Annotated in this window: 14 protein-coding genes and 2 pseudogenes; 11 read left to right on the top strand and 5 right to left on the bottom strand. The window is 70.2% G+C overall.

The features are described 5' to 3' along the window. Window positions 1-28 precede the first annotated feature (28 nt). From AC5L3Z_RS20035 to AC5L3Z_RS20025, 3 genes and pseudogenes are all read right to left on the bottom strand, one after another. Window positions 29-784 (bottom strand): SDR family oxidoreductase, encoded by a 756-nt coding sequence (locus tag AC5L3Z_RS20035; RefSeq protein WP_494844120.1) that lies wholly within the window; start codon window positions 782-784, stop codon window positions 29-31. Between the two features lie 412 nt (window positions 785-1196). Next, a pseudogene (locus AC5L3Z_RS20030) lies at window positions 1197-1337 on the bottom strand (transposase); the annotation flags it as partial. Window positions 1338-1403: 66 nt separating this feature from the next. Continuing rightward, window positions 1404-1536: pseudogene (locus tag AC5L3Z_RS20025) on the bottom strand (IS256-like element IS1395 family transposase); the annotation flags it as partial. Between AC5L3Z_RS20025 and AC5L3Z_RS20020 the strand changes: the two are divergent. Then, the gene (locus tag AC5L3Z_RS20020) at window positions 1507-1818 is read left to right on the top strand and encodes an STAS domain-containing protein (protein WP_494844118.1); all 312 of its coding nucleotides are present in this window, start codon (window positions 1507-1509) and stop codon (window positions 1816-1818) included. The pseudogene AC5L3Z_RS20025 and the gene AC5L3Z_RS20020 overlap by 30 nt on opposite strands. Window positions 1819-2814: 996 nt before the next feature. Continuing rightward, window positions 2815-4017 (top strand): hypothetical protein, encoded by a 1203-nt coding sequence (locus AC5L3Z_RS20015; RefSeq protein WP_494844117.1) that lies wholly within the window; start codon window positions 2815-2817, stop codon window positions 4015-4017. A gap of 531 nt (window positions 4018-4548) precedes the next feature. Here the strand turns inward: AC5L3Z_RS20015 and AC5L3Z_RS20010 are convergent. Then, on the bottom strand, window positions 4549-4992 hold the full coding sequence (locus tag AC5L3Z_RS20010; RefSeq protein ID WP_494844115.1) for a PH domain-containing protein: 444 nt from the start codon (window positions 4990-4992) through the stop codon (window positions 4549-4551). 505 nt (window positions 4993-5497) lie between these two features. Between AC5L3Z_RS20010 and AC5L3Z_RS20005 the strand changes: the two genes are divergently transcribed. The 8 genes from AC5L3Z_RS20005 (at window position 5498) to AC5L3Z_RS19970 (ending at window position 13777) form a co-directional block, all read left to right on the top strand. Beyond that, window positions 5498-5773 (top strand): hypothetical protein, encoded by a 276-nt coding sequence (locus AC5L3Z_RS20005; RefSeq protein WP_494844114.1) that lies wholly within the window; start codon window positions 5498-5500, stop codon window positions 5771-5773. Window positions 5774-5796: 23 nt separating this feature from the next. Beyond that, window positions 5797-6840, top strand: coding sequence for a LacI family DNA-binding transcriptional regulator (locus tag AC5L3Z_RS20000; protein ID WP_494844112.1), 1044 nt, complete (start codon window positions 5797-5799; stop codon window positions 6838-6840). Continuing rightward, on the top strand, window positions 6837-7802 hold the full coding sequence (locus AC5L3Z_RS19995; RefSeq protein ID WP_494844110.1) for a ribokinase: 966 nt from the start codon (window positions 6837-6839) through the stop codon (window positions 7800-7802). The genes AC5L3Z_RS20000 and AC5L3Z_RS19995 overlap by 4 nt, the downstream gene beginning before the upstream one ends. Continuing rightward, entirely contained in the window at window positions 7792-8181 is a 390-nt protein-coding gene (rbsD, locus tag AC5L3Z_RS19990) for a D-ribose pyranase (protein WP_494844108.1), read from the top strand. The genes AC5L3Z_RS19995 and rbsD overlap by 11 nt, the downstream gene beginning before the upstream one ends. 58 nt (window positions 8182-8239) lie before the next feature. Continuing rightward, window positions 8240-9193 (top strand): sugar ABC transporter substrate-binding protein, encoded by a 954-nt coding sequence (locus AC5L3Z_RS19985; protein WP_494844106.1) that lies wholly within the window; start codon window positions 8240-8242, stop codon window positions 9191-9193. Between the two features lie 61 nt (window positions 9194-9254). Beyond that, complete coding sequence (locus AC5L3Z_RS19980) at window positions 9255-10781, top strand: sugar ABC transporter ATP-binding protein (protein ID WP_494844104.1); 1527 nt, start codon at window positions 9255-9257, stop codon at window positions 10779-10781. Further along, window positions 10778-11782 carry an ABC transporter permease gene (locus AC5L3Z_RS19975; RefSeq protein ID WP_334523903.1) on the top strand — a complete coding sequence of 335 codons (1005 nt, stop codon included), beginning with the start codon at window positions 10778-10780 and terminating at the stop codon, window positions 11780-11782. The genes AC5L3Z_RS19980 and AC5L3Z_RS19975 overlap by 4 nt, the downstream gene beginning before the upstream one ends. Window positions 11783-11830: 48 nt before the next feature. Further along, on the top strand, window positions 11831-13777 hold the full coding sequence (locus AC5L3Z_RS19970) for a nucleoside hydrolase (protein WP_494844102.1): 1947 nt from the start codon (window positions 11831-11833) through the stop codon (window positions 13775-13777). Window positions 13778-14167: 390 nt separating this feature from the next. On the opposite strand, the gene AC5L3Z_RS19965 is transcribed toward AC5L3Z_RS19970, so the two are convergent. Then, window positions 14168-14692, bottom strand: a complete 525-nt coding sequence (locus tag AC5L3Z_RS19965) for a RidA family protein (RefSeq protein WP_494844100.1) — start codon at window positions 14690-14692, stop codon at window positions 14168-14170. A gap of 1003 nt (window positions 14693-15695) precedes the next feature. On the opposite strand from AC5L3Z_RS19965, the gene AC5L3Z_RS19960 reads away from it, so the two are divergent. Further along, complete coding sequence (locus AC5L3Z_RS19960; RefSeq protein WP_494844099.1) at window positions 15696-16898, top strand: chitosanase; 1203 nt, start codon at window positions 15696-15698, stop codon at window positions 16896-16898. Window positions 16899-17001 lie beyond the last annotated feature (103 nt).

The following is a 17001-nucleotide window of genomic DNA, read 5'->3' as shown; positions in this document are numbered from 1 at the left end:
CTGCTGGATGATGAGCCGGGCCGACGGGCTACCTGGCGGACTTGGTGCGGCCCAGCCAGTCGACGTACGTGATCTCGCCGAGGACCGCCCCGTCGTCCGGCACCAGACTCCGCTCGCTCAACTCGGAGCCGAAGTAGCGCGCGTGCGGGTCGGTGACCACCTCACGCGGATCGCCCAAAGCAGCCAGGGCGGTCCGGAAGAACTCGTCCATCCGAAGCCGCTCGGGCCCGGCCACCTCGACCCGCCCCTTCAACGGCGACCCCACCGCCACCCGGCCGACCGCCTGGGCCACCTCGTCGCCGGCCATGGGCTGAAAGAGCACCGGTGCCATCCGGACCTTGTCACCGTCCGCGCCGCCGTCGGCGATGCCCTTGACGAACTCGAAGAACTGCGTCGCGTGCACGAGCGAGAACGGGATCGACGACTCCGCGATCAGCTTCTCCTGCGCATTCTTCGCCCGGAAGTAGCCGTTCTCGGGCAGCCGCTCGGTCCCCACGACCGACAGCGCCACATGGTGGCTCACACCGGCCGCCGCCTCCGCCGCGAGCAGATTGCGGGTGGAGGTCGTGAAGAACTCCATCACCGCGGCGTCTTCCCACGAGGGGGAGTTCGACACGTCGATCACCACCGACGCCCCGGCCATCGCCTCGGTCAGGCCCTCGCCGGTGAGGGTGTCGACGCCGGTATTCGGTGCCGCCGGCACCGCCTCGTGGCCGTGCTCGCCGAGCTTGGCCACGATCTTCGACCCAATCAGGCCGGTGCCGCCGATTACCACGATCTTCATGACAAACCTCCTGTTGGTCGGGGCATCGGTTGCCGTCCGGTCACCAGTTAAGACCGGGAAGCCCCCTGGCCTGTGACACCTTCGCGAAATGTCCCCGAAGTCGCTGATACCCGGCGCCGAGGTGTCACAGGCGGGGGCGCTGTCCCGCCTTGTCAGCTGCAGGACGGAACACATGTAGCGACAGGAGCGTGACCGTGCCGCCAGCAAGTACCGGATGCCGGATCCGGGGTCGGACGAGCGCGTGCGATCGACGAGCCGCACCGCGCCGCAAGCCAGAGTGCTGGCACCTGCTCCCGGAACGTGCGCCGTGTGCAGCCGGGGGCACGCCGGCCGACCGCGTGGTCCGCGACCCGTCAGGCACGAACGGCGCGACAGGCACGATGCATCGTGCGCGGGCGGATCCGTCGAAGAATCGCTGCCAGGCGGCGCCGGGCAGGGCGGCGCCGATCGCGCCAACGAGACCGCGGTGGGCGTCGGGGATGACCAGGCGGACGCCGGACAGGCCGCGGGCGGTCAGCGAGCGTAGGAACGCCAGCCAGCCGGCGCCGTCCTCGTCGCTTCTCCACCTGCCGCGTCGAGACGCCGAGCAGGTAAGAGGTGGCCACGACCGAGACCAGGGCCTGCTCGGCCCGCCGCCGATGCGTCAGCAACCAGTCCGTAGCTGCCCTGCCGCAGCTTCGGGATCGCCAGGTCGATCGTGCGGCCCGGGTGTCCCACTCCCGATGCCGGTAACCGTTGCGCGCTGTGGCCATCTCTCATCTACCCAACACGCCCATCACGGGCAAGTCGTACACCACTCCCGTGGACGCAACCGGCTGCGTGAGGTGTTGCGTGAACCCGGCAACCGCACCGGCGTTGTGGTCGATATGGCTCGAGTGACGTTCATCGACTCGTCGGTGATCGGCGTGCTCATCAAGGCCCGCAGCGACGCTGCCGCGGCCGGCGGGTGTCTGCGGGTGGTCAACCCGACCGGGCATGTGCGGCGGGTGTTGCACGTCACCGGTGTCCTTGCTTTGGTCACCGACGAGGCGTGACTCGGCATGGTGGGCAGTAGGCCGTGTCGCGGCCTTGAGGGGTCATGCGCGGGTCGAACCGTATCCGAGGGTGGCTCTTGATAGCCCTCGATTCAGTGGCTGTTCCACTGATGTCGGCGGTACCGGTGCTGCACTCGGAGCAGCCCGCAGAACTGTCGCCCGAACAGGTCCAGGTGGGCAACATCGCCACTGCGATGGGCGAAGTCGTGTAACAGCCCTGAGACGAGCAACGCCTGTGCTTGAGGGAGGTCCGGCCGCAGGGCCTCCCTGGGGGCGTGACCGGATGCTCTCGGTGTCGCACTCGCCCGGCCCTGGTCCGCTCACAGGAAGTGTCTATGGCTGAGCCCAGACCGCCAGTTCCGCCCAATCAGCCGACGTCCCGGCACGCTGCGGGCGCCGGCCATCCGGGGTCTCCCACGATGACATCTACCGCATCGGACAGCGCACCTCAGGTGCCTGAGCCGGAGCCCGAGCAGCGACGAGCAAAGAGTTGCCGGCACTGTCGGCAGCCCCTGTTCGAAGACTTGTTGTGGGGGTGGATGCACGATGGTGACCGATATTTATGCCAGGACCCGGCCACGGGCGAGTTGCTATGCCAACCGGCAACGCCCAATTGACGCCTCGGGCGCTGACCGGGCACCGTGCTGGCTTCGAGGTCTTCGCCAGGGTCCCCTCCGCCGGTGAGTCCTACGTACAGAAGGCGGGATTCCCAACCGTGACGGTGCGCGGCCGGCCGGCCGCGTGCTGTTCATCAAGTCGTTGGACCAGACGTGGGACACCGTTGTCGACGCGGCGATAGGGAAGACCCTGTATTGGGCCGTCCCTGGTGGCACGTGACAGGTTCCTCGGCTGGCCCGCCCGGCAAGGCCGCTCCCTACCGAATGACCGAGACCGGCTCGCCGCAGGCCGAGGGGGCATAACCATGAGCGGCACCGTGTCATCACTTTGCTGAGGGTGCTGACAGTCGCCACGATTCTCAAGAGGAGGCCAGCGACCGTGGCCGAAAGATCGACCGCTCGTTCTGCCGATGGGGCTTTCCAAGATCAGGACGACGCGTCGAGTGTCATAGACAGCTGGATCGGTCGACGGTCGCGGCTGGAAGCAAGCGATTCCGACTCGTACTACGAGCAGCAGGTAGCAGCCCCGCCGCAGGGGCGCGACGACGTGTCGGACCAGTACCAGGAGTCGCGCCAGTCCGAGAACACCTACGAGGACCAAGGGCGAGGAGCAAGGCAGTGGGCACACCCGCAGTATGAGGATGAGTACGAGCAGTACGACGGGGCCCATTCAGCACATGAGCACGCGCAGCGGCGGCCCGACCCACTGTTCTACCAGTACGACGAGCACGACCAGGCCTACTGGGAGGAACACCGGGCCCAAGAACCGTGCGGACCGACTGATGCCATCTCGGTCCACGACGAAGTGCACGCCGCGCAGCAGGAGAGGTACGCCCAACCGGAGGACGGCTACGCCCACGAGGAGTACGACCGGCACGCTGATTCCGCCAGCCGTAACGAGTACCGCCACGAAAGGCTCAACGCGGAGGACCCCGACGCCCACCTGGGCGGGCGGGCACGAAGGACGCACAACCGCGGCCTTCGTGCCCGCCCACGGCCAGCCAGCCGCCGGCGGCGCTGGCTGATCCCGGTTGGCGGGCTCGCGATGGCGGCGCTGCTCTGCGCTCTGACGCTCATGTGGGTGTCCGGTCGACCGCCGGAAAGCGGACTGGCGGTGTCTACGGCCACCACCCCGCCGGACCCGCTTGAGCAGCCGGTCACCCTGGCGGAGATACCGTCGACGTCGCCAAGTTCCGCGACATCGGCCGGCTCCTCCGCACCACCCAGTGCCACACCGTCGATCAAACCTTCCGCCACGCCCAGCGCCGCACCGTCTGTCACGCCTTCCGCCACGTTGACGCCGACGCCCACCGGGGCCACGCCGACGAAGACCCGGAGCCCGGACCCGGTCCTGCTCGGCCCATCGAGCAGCCGCGGCGTGTCGCGCATGGCCCAGCGGTACTGTGACCGGTACACCGGGGGCTCAGCGGACCCCCGCAACGACGGCCGCTGGCAATGTACGCGGCTTCTCTCGACGTCCATCGTCGACATGGACGTCGCCTGCCGCGACACGTTCGAATCCGGCGCCTACGCACAGACATCGGATTCCGGCGACCCGTACGCCTGGCGGTGCTACCGCTGATCACCCGCTGAGGTCACGCGGCCGCGCCGGTCGGCACCAGGTAGAGGTGATGGGCTCGCTGGCTGGGTGGGCTTGGAGAACCCAGTGCATGACTTCAGCGGGCACGGCCAGTACCGGCAGGGCGGCGGCCTCAACAGCTCGATGCAGGGGTGCGCCGAGACGATGCCGGCCACGCCGACCATGATGTCGATGACTGGCTCGGCGGCGGGCCTCGGCCCTGCGGTGCTGCCGGCGCGGCGGAGGCCGGTGATCAAGGACCGAGGGCCTCGCTGATCAGGATGGGCTCCTGGGCAAACCGCCGGGGCCAAGCGGCGACATAGGGATCAAGGTAGATTCCGGCTCGGCCTCGCGTGAGTCGCTGCGATGGCTGTCCAGCATGACGGTCACTGTGCCAGGGATGCTGGTTCCTCGCGGTTTGGACCGATGCACAGGGCCCGCACGGCGCGGGTCTGACAGGAACCGCGAGCCGAGTAGTGGACCACTGGCGCTCGCTCTACTGCCGAGGCGGCACTGCGGGTTGGGGTATCCGCGTCAGAGGCCGAGCAGCTGCCTCTCCTTCGCCTCGAACTCCTCCGCAGTGACAGTCCCGGCGTCGCGCAGCTCGGCGAGCTGGCGCAGCTGGTTCAGCGGATCCGGCTGGGATGGGACAGCCGTTGCGGCGGGTCGCTGTCCGGCCCGTGCACGCAGCAGCTCGGCGATCCGGGCGACGTCCCCGGTGTGGATCCGCTTCAGGCTGACGTCGTTACCCGAGTCCGCAAAACGAAAAGACTGCCCCATCAGACCCTTGCTCGACTCGACCGACGAGATGTTGGCATACGGAAATGTCTCGAGGTCGTGCCCGTCGAGCTTCTTCGCGGAGAACACGAGCCCCCGGTCCGTGCCAGCATCACACCGTCTCGCACGGGTGGACTGCCCCATCATCTTCGTGTCGTATGCGCCGAGCACCGCGGCCTCGATCTGCTCGCCCGGCTCCAAGTGAGCGCGGGCACAAACCGCCCATCACCAGGTTGACCAACGTCCCTGGGCAGTACAACTAGGCCGGTCCTGCCTGAACCGCCGTTCGTCGAGGGCTGCCACCGGACACGTCCGGTGGCAGCCCTCCGCCCTTTCAGGGCAGGTGATGGAGTTGGCGCGGGGGAGCGGTTGCGCGCCGCGACCGCCGACCCGCAAGTGGACGCGGTGCTGGACCGGCACGCCGACGAGATCCTCAAGGCTGCGCCGGTGCTGGCCGGCGGGGACCTGAGCGCGGTCGGCAACGTGGACACGGAGGCTCTGGGTGCCGCCGAGAACAAGCTCGATGGGCTGTGCGGGGCCGGGGAGGCGCAGGCCGGAGCCGCGCCGCTGGGCGCGCGGGCGCGGGCGGCGCTCACGGGGGCCTGCGCGGCTCTGGCAAAGGTCGGCTGCGGCCGTTGTGTTCCGCCGCCCCGACCCCAGGAGTACCTGCCGGGCGCAGCGCAATCTCTTGCCGCCGCTGCGACCGATGGAGCACGCGACCCTCGGCGGCGTACCAGCCGGCGCGGGCAAGCCTCTGCCGGTGCTCGTCCTGATCCGTCTGGACCACCTGGTGGCGCTGTCCCTGGCGATCGGCAGCGCAACGCGGATGCCCCCGCTCCCGGAGGAACCGGCCCGGCCGTCGGAAACGGTTGTCGGCGCTCGCTCGGGCTGCAAGATCCGCCGGCGTTACTCGGTTGTAACAAACGCAACCGTTGCGCAACTCATCCGCGGCTCTGAATACTTCCTCATCAACACGAGTTGATACATCGATTCGATGGGACGGCCATGGCCAATCGCAGTGATGTCGCGCGCCTTGCCGGCACGTCGCCCAGCGTGGTGAGCTACGTGCTGAACGACGGGCCCCGCGGCGTCGCCCCGGCCACCCGGGAGCGGGTGCTCGCGGCCATCGCCGAGCTCGGGTACCGCCCGAACGCGGTGGCCCGGTCGCTGCGGATGAGCCGCACGATGACGTTCGGGCTGGTGATCCCGGACAACTCCAACCCGTTCTTCGCCGAACTCGCCCGGTGCATCGAAGAGGTCGGGTTCGAGTACGGGTACACGATGTTGCTGGGCAACGCGATGGACGACGACGAACGTGAGGCCGCCTACGTCCGCGCTCTGCTCGACCGGCAGGTCGACGGCCTGATCCTGGTACCGGCGCACGGGGCGCGGACCTGGATCGCCGAGCTGTCCCAGACCCCGGTTCCCCGGCTGGTCCTCGACCGGCAGATCGCCATCCCGCACGCCACCCAGGTACTGGTGGACAACGAGGCGGGCGCGTACGAGGCCACCGCCCACCTCCTGTCGCACGGGCACCGCCGTATCGGCTGCCTGGCCGGCCCCGCGGACCTGTACCCGACGGTCGACCGGGTCGCCGGTTGGCGGCGCGCGCTGTCCGAGGCGCGGCTCGATGCGGATGCCTCACCGCTGGTGCACGTGCCGTTCGGTCGGGCGCACGGATACCGGGCCGGGCGGCAACTGCTCGGCGGCGCGCAGCCGCCGGACGCGCTCTTCGTCGCCAGCGACGAGCAGGCCGTCGGGGTGCTGCGGGCGGCCGCGGAGTTGGGTGTCCGCGTGCCGGCCGACCTGGCACTCTGCTCGTTCGACGGGATCGAGGCGAGCGCGTACACGGTGCCGGCGTTGACCACGATGCGGCAACCGTTCGAGGAGCTCGGGCGGGCTGCGGTGGAGTGGCTGGTCAATCGGGTCGAGACACCGGCGACGCCGGCCACCCGGATCGTCCTGGCCGCACGTCTGGTCGCGCGGGGCTCGTGCGGTTGCGTCGACCCGGCCGGCGGCGACCACGCCATCGACGGGGACCAGCCGTGAGCGCCGAGCGGGCCACCCGGGTGGTCGTGGTGGGCAGCCTCAACATGGACCTGTGCGTGCGGGTGCCCCGGCTGCCGGAGCCCGGCGAGACCGTCGCCGGGCGGTCGCTGGAGCGTTCCCCGGGCGGCAAGGGTGCCAACCAGGCGGTCGCGGCGAGCCGACTGGGTGCCAGCGCGTCGCTCGTCGGGTCGGTCGGGACCGATTCGTTCGGCACCGAGCTGACCCGGCGGTTGACCGCCGAGGGGGTGGACGTGGCGGCGGTGACGTACTCCGCCACGGCGCCCACCGGCGTGGCGATGATCATCGTCGAAGCCAGCGGCGAGAACATGATCACGCTCGCACCGGGCGCCAACGGAGAGCTGCGCCCGGCTGACCTGGCCGGGCTCGGGCCGATGCTGGCCGACGCCGACGCGCTGCTGCTCCAGTTGGAGATTCCGCTGGCGACCGTCCGGGCCGCCGCCCGCACCGCCCGCGACCACGGCGTGCCGGTGATCCTCAACGCCGCGCCGCTGCCGCTCGTCGACGCCGAACTGCTGGACCTGCTGCACCTCACCGACCTGCTGGTCGTCAACGAGACCGAGGCGGCCGGGCTGACCGGCCTCGACCGGGCAGACCCGGCGGCGACCGCCGTGGCGCTGCGCCGACTGGGCCCGCCGGAGGTGGTCCTGACGCTCGGCGCGCAGGGCGCCGTAGCCGCGGACGCCGCCGGCGTCCACCGGGTGCCCCCGTTCGCCGTGGACGCCGTCGATGCGGTCGGTGCCGGCGACGCGTTCTGCGCCGAACTGGTCCTCGCCCGCGCCGGGTGCGACACCGCCGATGCACTGGCCGCCGCCACGGGCCGCGCCTGCGCCGCGGGTGCCCTGGCCACCACCCGTCCCGGGGCGCAGACCGCAGCCCCGTGGCGCGCCGAAGTGGACCAGCTCCTCGCCGAGCAGCGGGGGGTGGGTAGCCATGCGCGCTGACGGGCTGTGGCACCCACGGCTGACCGCACTGATCACCGCCGCCGGGCACGGGGATCGGATCGTCGTCGCCGACGCCGGACTGCCGGTTCCGCCCGGCGTGGAGACCGTCGACCTGCTGTGGCGGCGCGGCGAGCCGGGCTTCCTGCCGGTGCTCGCCGCGGTACTGGCCGAATGCGTGGCGGAGGCGGCCGTGGCCGCCACCGAGCTGACCGACCGGCCGATCCGGCAGGGGCTCACCGACGCCCTCGGGCCGGTGCCGCTGGAGCTGGTACCGCACACCGAATTGAAACGACGCACCGCCGGTGCCCTGGTCATCGTCCGCACCGGCGAGGCGACCCCGTACGCCAACGTGATCCTGCACTGCGGCGTCCCGTTCTGACCCGATCGTTCCCCACCCCCAACCCCACCCCCGGAAGACGTAGGAAAGGAACACCCCGGTGAACCGAAGAATCGCACTGACGGCGCTCGCTCTGGTGATGACCGTGCCGCTGGCCGCGTGCGGCCAGGAGGGCGACAGCACGGCGGCACCCCCGAAGGCCGGCAAACCGACCGTGTGTCTGGTGATGAAGTCGCTCGCCAACGAGTACTTCCAGCAGATGCAGCAGGGCGCCAAGGCGCACGAGACCAAGCGCGGCGACTTCACCCTCAGCGCCAGCGGCATCCAGAACGAGACCGACGTCGACGGCCAGGTCTCGCTGGTCGACACCTGCATCACCAAGCAGGTCCAGGCGATCGTCATCGCGCCGGCCGACTCGAAGGCCCTCGTCGCGTCCGTCGCCAAGGCGATGAAGGCCGGGGTGAAGGTGGTCAACATCGACGTGAAGCTTGACGACGCCGCGCTCAAGGCCGCCGGGGTCGACGTGCCGTTCGTCGGGCCGGACAACCGCGACGGCGCCAAGCAGTCCGGAACGGCCCTGGCCAAGCTGCTCGGCAAGGGCGCCAAGGTGGTCATCCTGGAGGGCAACCCGGGCGCGGACAACGCCGCCCAGCGCAAGGCCGGGTTCACCGACGCGATCGCCGAGGGCGGGCTGACCCTGGTGGACTCCAAGACCGCGCACTGGGAGACCGACGAGGCCAACGCGGTGTTCGGCAACATGCTCACCGCGCACCCGGAGATCCAGGGCGTCCTGGCGTCCAACGACTCGATGGCGCTCGGCGCGCTCAAGGTCATCGAGGAGCGCAAGGCCGACGTGAAGGTCGCCTCGTTCGACAACATCCCGGCCGTCAAGCCGTTCCTGGCCAACGGGGTGATGGTCGCGACGCTGGACCAGTACGGCTCGCAGCAGGCCGCCTTCGGCATCGACTACGCGATGAAGATGATTGGCGGGGAGCAGCTGACCGGCTGGCAGAAGACCGAGGTCAAGCTGATCACCAAAGAGAACGTCGGCTGACGGTTCCCGGACCACCGGTGGGGCCGACGACCCGGCCCCACCGGACGGCTAGCGAGGTGAGGTGATCGTCGTGCCCCTGTTGAGCGCCACCGGACTGACCATGCGCTACCCCGGCGTGACGGCGTTGGACGGCGTCGACCTCGACGTCCGCGCCGGTGAGGTGCACGTTCTCATCGGCGAGAACGGCGCCGGGAAGTCGACCCTGGTACGGTGCCTGTCCGGCATCGACCGCCCGGACGCCGGCACGATGGTGTTCGACGGGGCACCGTACGCCCCGGCCGGGCCCGCGGAGGCGCTGCGCGCCGGCATCCAGGTGGTGCACCAGGAGCTCTCCATGCTGCCCTACCTGTCGGTGGCCGAGAACCTGTTCCTGCAGCGCCTGCCGCGCCGGTTCGGGCTGGTCGACCGCCGGACGCTGGAGCGGCGGTCGCGGGCGCTGCTGGATCGCGTCGGGCTGGACCTCTCCCCCCGGGTGCGGGTGGAGCGGCTGGGCATCGCGCAGATGCAGCTGGTGGAGATCGCCCGGTCGTTGTCGGCGGATTGCCGGCTGCTGGTGATGGACGAGCCGACGGCGACGCTGACCCCGCGCGAGGTGTCCCGACTCTTCGACATCCTGCGTCAGCTCACCGCGCAGGGCGTGGCGGTGGTCTACATCTCGCACCACCTGGACGAGATCTTCGATATCGGCGACCGGGTCACCGTGCTGCGCAACGGCCGGCACGTCGCCACCCGGGAGCTGGCCGGACTGACCCCGGCCGACCTGGTGCGATTGATGGTGGGCCGGGATCTGGCGCACGAGTACCCGCCGGTGCTGCCCCGGGACGTCGGCGACGAACTGCTACGGGTCGACGAGCTGCGGGTGACCCCGACCGCACCGGCGATCTCGCTGTCGGTGCGGGCCGGCGAGGTGGTGGGCGTGGCGGGTCTGGTCGGCTCCGGGCGTACCGAGGCGATGCGCGCCATCTTCGGTGCCGACCGCCCGGCCGCCGGCCGGGTCGCCATGCGCGGCGTACCGGTGCGTCCGGGCCGGCCCGGCTCGGCGGTCCGGCGCGGGATCAGCTTCCTCACCGAGGACCGCAAGAGCCAGGGCCTCGTCCTCGACCTGCCGATCGCCGCCAACATCAGCCTGGCCAGCATCGGCAAGGTCAGCCGGGCGGGCCTGCTGCGACCCTCGGCGGAGGCCGCGTCGGCGGCCGACCTGTCCCGTCGGCTGCGGGTCAAGGCGACCGGGGTACGGCAGCATCCGCGCGCACTCTCCGGCGGCAACCAGCAGAAGGTGGTGCTCGGTCGCTGGCTGGCGGCCGACAGCGACCTGCTCATCGTCGACGAGCCGACCCGGGGCATCGACGTCGGCGCCCGCTACGAGATCCATCAGCTGCTGCTCGACCTGGCCGCCGCCGGCAAGGGCCTGCTGGTGGTCTCCTCCGACCTGCCGGAGCTGCTCGGCATCTGCGACCGGCTGCTGGTCTTCTCCCGGGGCCGCATCGCCGGCGAGGTGGCCCGCGCCGACTTCGACGCCGAGCGGGTCCTCAACCTCGCCTACTCCGCCTATCGCAAGGAAACCACTGTGGATGGTGACCCCCGATGACCGCGCTCAGCGTGCCGGCAGTCCGACCGCGTACCAGCCGCGTCGCCAGTCATGTCCTGGGTGAGGCCGGCATCGGCGTCGCGCTGGTCGTGCTCGCCGCCTTCTTCCTGACCTTCGCTCCGTACTTCGGTACCGCACAGAACGTGCGGGACATCATGACCCAGATCACGCTGAACACCATCCTCGCCGTCGGGATGACGTTCGTGATCCTGGTCGGTGGCATCGACCTCTCCGTCGGTTCCGGCATCGCGCTGTGTGCCGTGGTCGCCGGCACCGTGCTCACCTCCGGCGCGACCGGTGGCACCGGCCTGCTGCTCGCCATCGGGGTCAGCATCCTGATCGGGGCGGCGGTCGGGTTGATCAACGGCTTCGTCACCGAGTTCTGGCGGGTGCCGTCGTTCATCGTCACCCTCGGCATGCTGTACGTGGCGCGCGGCGCGGCGCAGGAGTTCACCGGGGCGGCCACCATCTACAACCTGCCGCCGGCCCTCACCCGGTTCGGCACCGCCACCGTCGCCGGGCTGCCCGCGGTGTTCATCGTGGCGCTGGCCATGGTGGCGGTGGCCTGGTTCGTGCTGTCGCGCACCGTGTTCGGCCGGATGGTCTACGCCACCGGCAACAACGAGGAGGCGGTGCGCCTGTCCGGGCACCGGACCGCCACGATCAAGGTCGCCTGCTTCACCATCGGCGGCGCCACGGTCGGTATCGCCGCGATCATCTACATGGCCCGGCTCGGTGTGGCCAGCCCGATCCTCGGCCAGGGGTACGAGCTGAACGCCATCGCCGCTGTCGTCATCGGCGGCGCCAGCCTCACCGGCGGCCGTGGCTCGGTGATCGGCACCCTGCTCGGCGCCTGCCTGCTCGGCGTCCTCAGCAACGGACTGCTGCTGATGGGGGTCTCCGACTTCCAGCGCACGATGATCACCGGTGGCGTGATCATCGTCGCGGTCATCCTCGACGCGTACCGCCGCCGCCTGTCCCTACGGCTCTCGGCCAGCTGAGCCGCCCCACTTCCCACCCCCCCCCGTCTGACCCCCACGGAGACCGCCATGCGCCGTACCCGGAAATGGTTCAGCACCGTCTGCGCCAGCTTGATGGTGAGCGCCACGCTCATCGTCGCCGGCCCGACCACCCCCGCCCACGCCGCCGACCCCGTCCGGATCATCTTCGACACCGACGTCGAGGACGACGTCGACGACGCCGGGGCGGTGGCCGCCCTGCACGCCCTGGCCGACAACGGCGAGGCGCAGATCCTCGCCATGATGGTCAACACCAACAGCCAGTGGGGTGCCCCGGCGCTCGACGCGATGAACACCTGGTACGGCCGGCCCGGCGTGCCGATCGGCACGCTGAAGCCGACCACCGACGGCACCAGCTCCCGGTACACCCGTCAGATCGCCCAGGAGTTCCCGAACGACCTGCGCACCGGCCACAGCGCACCCGACGCCACGGCGCTGTACCGACAGGTGCTGGCCGCACAGCCGGACGGCAGTGTCGTGATCGTCTCGGTCGGCTTCCTTACCAACCTCGCCAACCTGCTCGCCTCCGGCGCCGACGGGGCCAGCCCGCTGAGCGGGCGTGACCTGGTCGCCCGTAAGGTCCGGCTGCTCTCGGCGATGGCCGGCGCGTTCCCGTCCGGCTCCGAGTTCAACCTGAACCAGCGTCCGGCCGCCGCCGCGGCGGCGCTGAACAACTGGCCGGTGCGCGCCGTGTTCAGCGGCTACGAGATCGGCGACTCGATCTACACCGGCGGGGCGCTCACCCAGACCCCGACGACCAACCCGATCCGGCGCTCCTACGAGCTGTACCAGGGCGCCGGCAACAACCGCAGCAGCTGGGACCAGACCTCGGTCTACTACGCCGTGCGCGGCACGGCCGGCCTGTTCGGGCACGCCGGTGGCACCGGCTCGATCAGCGTGGACGCCGGCAACGGCTCGAACTACTGGAACACCTCCGTCGACAAGGACCAGAACTACCTGACCACGGTAGTCTCCGACAGCACCATCGCCAGCTCCATCGAAGCCCTGATGCTCCAGCCGCCGCGGACGGGCAACCCGCCGCCCGGGTTCGTCCTCGGCGTCAACCTCAACGGCCCGGCCGTCACGGTGGACGGGGCGCCCTGGCGCTCGTACAGCGCGGCGCTCGGCCAGGGGCTCTCGGTCGACGCCGGCGCGAACCTCGCCACCAACGCCGTCACCCCGAATCCCGCCGCGCCGGCCGGGGTCGGCCCGATGCTCAGCAGCGAGCTGTGGCGCACCGGGAACATCGGCATCAACCAGTCCCTGCCCAACGGCGGATACCAGGTCTACGTCTGGGTGATGGAGGACTTCCAGGCCGGATACCGCTCCTTCCACGTCAACCTGGAGGGGGCGACCGCCACCACGGTCAGCACCGGCGCCGTCGGCTCGTGGCAACGGTACGGGCCGCTGCCGGTCACCGTCAGCGACGGCACCCTCGACCTCGACCTGATCCGGATCTTCGGCGACACCCTGATCCAGGGCTTCGCCGTCTACTCCGGCAGCGCCGTCGCCAACACCTTCCGGGTCAACCTGAACGGCTCCTCGACCACCATCGACGGCAAGCCCTGGCAGTCGCACGGCGACGCGCTGACCGCCGGCATGACCGTCGGCCCGGCCAACTACGCCACCAACGCGGTCAGCCCGAACCCGGCCGCCCCGGCCGGCGTGACGGCCATGCTCGGCACCGAACTGTGGCGCACCGGCGACCTCAACCTCTCCGTCCCGGTCCCGAACGGCGCCTACGACGTCTACCTGTGGGTGATGGAGGACTACCGGGCGGGGTACCGCAGCTTCGATGTGCGGCTGGAGTCCGCCTACGCCACCACCGTCAGCACCGGCGCCGTCGGCTCCTGGCAGCGGTACGGGCCGCTGCCGGTGACGGTGCCGGACGGCCGGGCGAACATCGACCTGATCAAGCTGTACGGCGACACCCTGATCCAGGGCCTGTCGGTGGTGCCGCGGGGCCAGCCCGCATAACTGCGCGCCGGTCCGTCGACGACCGGCCGCCGGCGCGGGCGACGATCTTCCATCGGACCTCGCGGGTCAGCCACACGTCCTGGCGGACCAAGCGCTGGGCGTACCGGTTCGTGGCCCTGCTCACCACCAGCGGGAGCGGGCCGCTGTATCCGAGCCGGTGGTTGTTGCAGTCGGGCGCGCCCCTACCTGCGTTCTGTGGAGGCATTCGGGTCGGTCCTCAAGCCCGCGCCGACCGCCGAGCGGTGGTCTGAGCTGCTGGTCGACGAGGATGCGGGGGAGCTTGACTGGTATATCCATGGCGGCATTGGCCTCGTCCTTTCCGTGCGACCGAAACCAGCACCTCGTCGGGCCGTCGCGCAGGGGTACTCGATGGCCGCCCTGTCCAAGGCCTCACTGCGGCACCACAGCGATAACGTCGATCTCTATCAGCATTCCGTCCAATGCCAGGGCGGGCACCGGGATCAGAGTCCATGCCGGCTTCCGGTCACCCCATACGCGATCGAACTCCTGTCTCACCACCCCGAACTTCTCCTCGTTGTGGTCAACGACCAGGAGGTTGAACTTCGCTACGTCCGACATCGTGGCGCCGGCGGCTGCAAGCACAGTTGCCGTGTTCGCCAGCGCTTGCCTGAGCTGCGTCCCGAAGTCCTCCGCCAGAATGCCGTCCTCAGTCTCGCCGCCTTGTCCTGCCGGAAGGATCATCCGCCAGCCGGCCGGGAATACCGCAAGATGTGAGTAGGCGTTCGGCCGAGGATCGTAGAGACCCCTTGGGTTGATGAACGTCAGTTCGCCAACTTCTCCCGCGTGAACGTCATGGGCCACGTGGTTCTTCCCCTCTGCGCCTGGTGTGAGGACGTCTGCCCTTAGCGACCTAGGCGTGCCACACAAGGTGCTTGGACCGCTACCCTCCGTCATCGCGAGTCTAGTGCTCCAGGCATAGCTGGTGGGGCCGGAGTCTGCGCAACCTGCTATTCGACGGCGCATCCGGCGCCGGGAGCCGATGCGATCAGATCGTGACAGTGGGCTGGGTTGGCCGGTGGTGCAGCGCGTCCCACGTTCAAGGTATTGACCAGGCGTTTCGCCTTGGTGACCTCTTCGGCGGGCCCGAAGAGATCATCAAGGCGGCTACACATGCGTGAGTCCGTGTCGCCCCTCGGACACCAGTACTTGGCCCGTGCCGTGACCTGATCCAGGCCGGCGTCGCGCCACAGGGCGGCGAGCGGGTCCGGCCGGCACAGCGGGAAGCGGACACCCTTGTCCGTGCCGCCACCCGGATCGGCCTCCGCGGCGGCGTCCCAGAACAGCCCTTTGACGAACTGGGCGCGGTCGGCCAGTGGGCTGCCGCGGTTCCGGCCTGCGAGCGCGCTGCTGGAGGGTAGGCGGCTCGATAGGCCTGGCGGTGCTCGCGACCGCCGCCAGCGCCAGAGCCGGGATGGGGTCGATGTGAATTCCCCGGCGACCCTCGCCGCCGGCTACGACCTGGTCTCCTTGCGGCGGCCGGGCTCAGCCTGGCCATCGCGGTAACCAGCGTGCTGCTGCCACCGTAGCGGCGCGGCTGACCACCGGTGACGCCGCCGTGCTTCCTCGCCGCACCCTGCGTCCACGCGACGAGGGGTGCGGCGAGCGACCTCACGTGGCGGTGCGTCTGACCCGTCCTTTGAGTTCCAGCGCTCCACGGACAGGAGATGCCATCGTTTCCGTAGAGGCATCGCGGGCGAAGATGGCCGCCCGGCAGTGCCCCCGCGAGACCCGTTGGGCCGACATCAGACCCGCTCAGACCTCCGGTCAATTGACAGTTGATCGACATACTGCTATCTGTTAACACAGTTTCCTGATGCTTGCGGCACCCACCGGTGCGGATCCGCCGCACCGGGCCACCGACCGGCCGGCAGCACGCCGCCCCTTCCCGAGGAGCGCCATGGTTCGCACGAGAAGAGCCGCCTACATCGTGGGCGCCCTGCTGATCGGCGTCGCGGCGGTCGGCTACGGCCTGCCGTCGGCCAGCGCCGCGACTGCGGGCCCGATCATCGGCCTCGCCGGCAAGTGCGTCGACGTCGCCGGGGCCAACCCGGCCAACGGCACCCCGGTTCAGCTCTACGACTGCAACGGCACCGCCGCCCAGACGTGGACGGTCGGCAATGCCGACAGCTCGGTCCGGGCACTCGGCAAGTGCCTCGACGTCACCGCCGCGTCGACCACCAACGGCGCCAAGGTGCAGCTGTACGACTGCAACAACACCGGGGCCCAGAAGTGGACGGCCAGCAACGGCTCGCTCGTCAACTCCGGCTCCGGCAAGTGTCTCGACGTCACCGACCGGAGCACGGCCAACGGCGCCCGGTTGCAGATCTGGAGCTGCGCTGGCACCCCCAACCAGCAGTGGACCCTTCCCGGTGGGGGTACGCCCACCCCCACCACCCCGGCCGGGGCCAACCTCGACGACCCGGCGAAGAAGGACGTCGCCATGCAGCTCGTCTCGGCGGCGGAGAACTCCTCGCTCGACTGGCGCGCGCAGTTCTCCTACATCGAGGACATCGGTGACGGGCGCGGCTACACCGCCGGCATCATCGGCTTCTGCTCCGGCACCGGCGACATGCTGGAACTTGTCGAGGCGTACACGCGCGCCAAGCCTGGCAACGTGCTGGCGGCGTACCTGCCGGCGCTGCGCGCCGTCAACGGCACCGACTCGCACGCCGGCCTCGATCCCAACTTCCCCCGCGACTGGCGGGCCGCGGCCACCGACCCGACGTTCCGGGCCGCCCAGGAGGCCGAGCGCGACCGGGTCTACTTCAACCCGTCCGTACGCGACGGCAAGTCCGATCAGGTCCGCGCGCTCGGCCAGTTCGCCTACTACGACGCCGCGGTGATGCACGGGTACGAGGGCATGCGGGCAATCCGTAACCGCGCTCTCGCCCGGGCGAAGCCTCCGGCTCAGGGCGGCGACGAGCGGGCCTGGCTTCACGCCTTCCTGGACGAGCGGGTCATCGAGATGAAGAAGGAGGCGGCCCACTCGGACACGTCCCGCGTGGACACGGCCCAGCGGGTCTTCCTCAACAACGGCAACTTCGACCTGAACACGCCGTTGGCGTTCGCCGTCTACGGCGACCAGTACCGCATTGGCTAGGTACCTGCGGATTCGATGGCGACGGGCGCCGCGGCCTGCTCGGCCTGCTGCCACAGGACGGTAGGGCCGGCGCCACCGTCACCAGCATGCACAGGCGGCTGAT

The organism is Micromonospora sp. LZ37 (assembly GCF_059359015.1).
Note: the sequence above shows the minus strand (reverse complement) of the source record. Positions and strands in the feature narration are given on the sequence as shown.

What these genes read in the sequence shown, in the direction of transcription:
- AC5L3Z_RS20005 (WP_494844114.1), top strand. Translation starts at nt 5,498, where the DNA reads ATGGAGCACGCGACCCTCGGCGGCGTACCAGCCGGCGCGGGCAAGCCT.
- AC5L3Z_RS20000 (WP_494844112.1), top strand. Translation starts at nt 5,797, where the DNA reads ATGGCCAATCGCAGTGATGTCGCGCGCCTTGCCGGCACGTCGCCCAGC.
- rbsD (WP_494844108.1), top strand. Translation starts at nt 7,792, where the DNA reads ATGCGCGCTGACGGGCTGTGGCACCCACGGCTGACCGCACTGATCACC.
- AC5L3Z_RS20035 (WP_494844120.1), bottom strand. Translation starts at nt 784, where the DNA reads ATGAAGATCGTGGTAATCGGCGGCACCGGCCTGATTGGGTCGAAGATC.
- AC5L3Z_RS19975 (WP_334523903.1), top strand. Translation starts at nt 10,778, where the DNA reads ATGACCGCGCTCAGCGTGCCGGCAGTCCGACCGCGTACCAGCCGCGTC.
- AC5L3Z_RS19965 (WP_494844100.1), bottom strand. Translation starts at nt 14,692, where the DNA reads ATGACGGAGGGTAGCGGTCCAAGCACCTTGTGTGGCACGCCTAGGTCG.
- AC5L3Z_RS19960 (WP_494844099.1), top strand. Translation starts at nt 15,696, where the DNA reads ATGGTTCGCACGAGAAGAGCCGCCTACATCGTGGGCGCCCTGCTGATC.
- AC5L3Z_RS19970 (WP_494844102.1), top strand. Translation starts at nt 11,831, where the DNA reads ATGCGCCGTACCCGGAAATGGTTCAGCACCGTCTGCGCCAGCTTGATG.
- AC5L3Z_RS20020 (WP_494844118.1), top strand. Translation starts at nt 1,507, where the DNA reads ATGCCGGTAACCGTTGCGCGCTGTGGCCATCTCTCATCTACCCAACAC.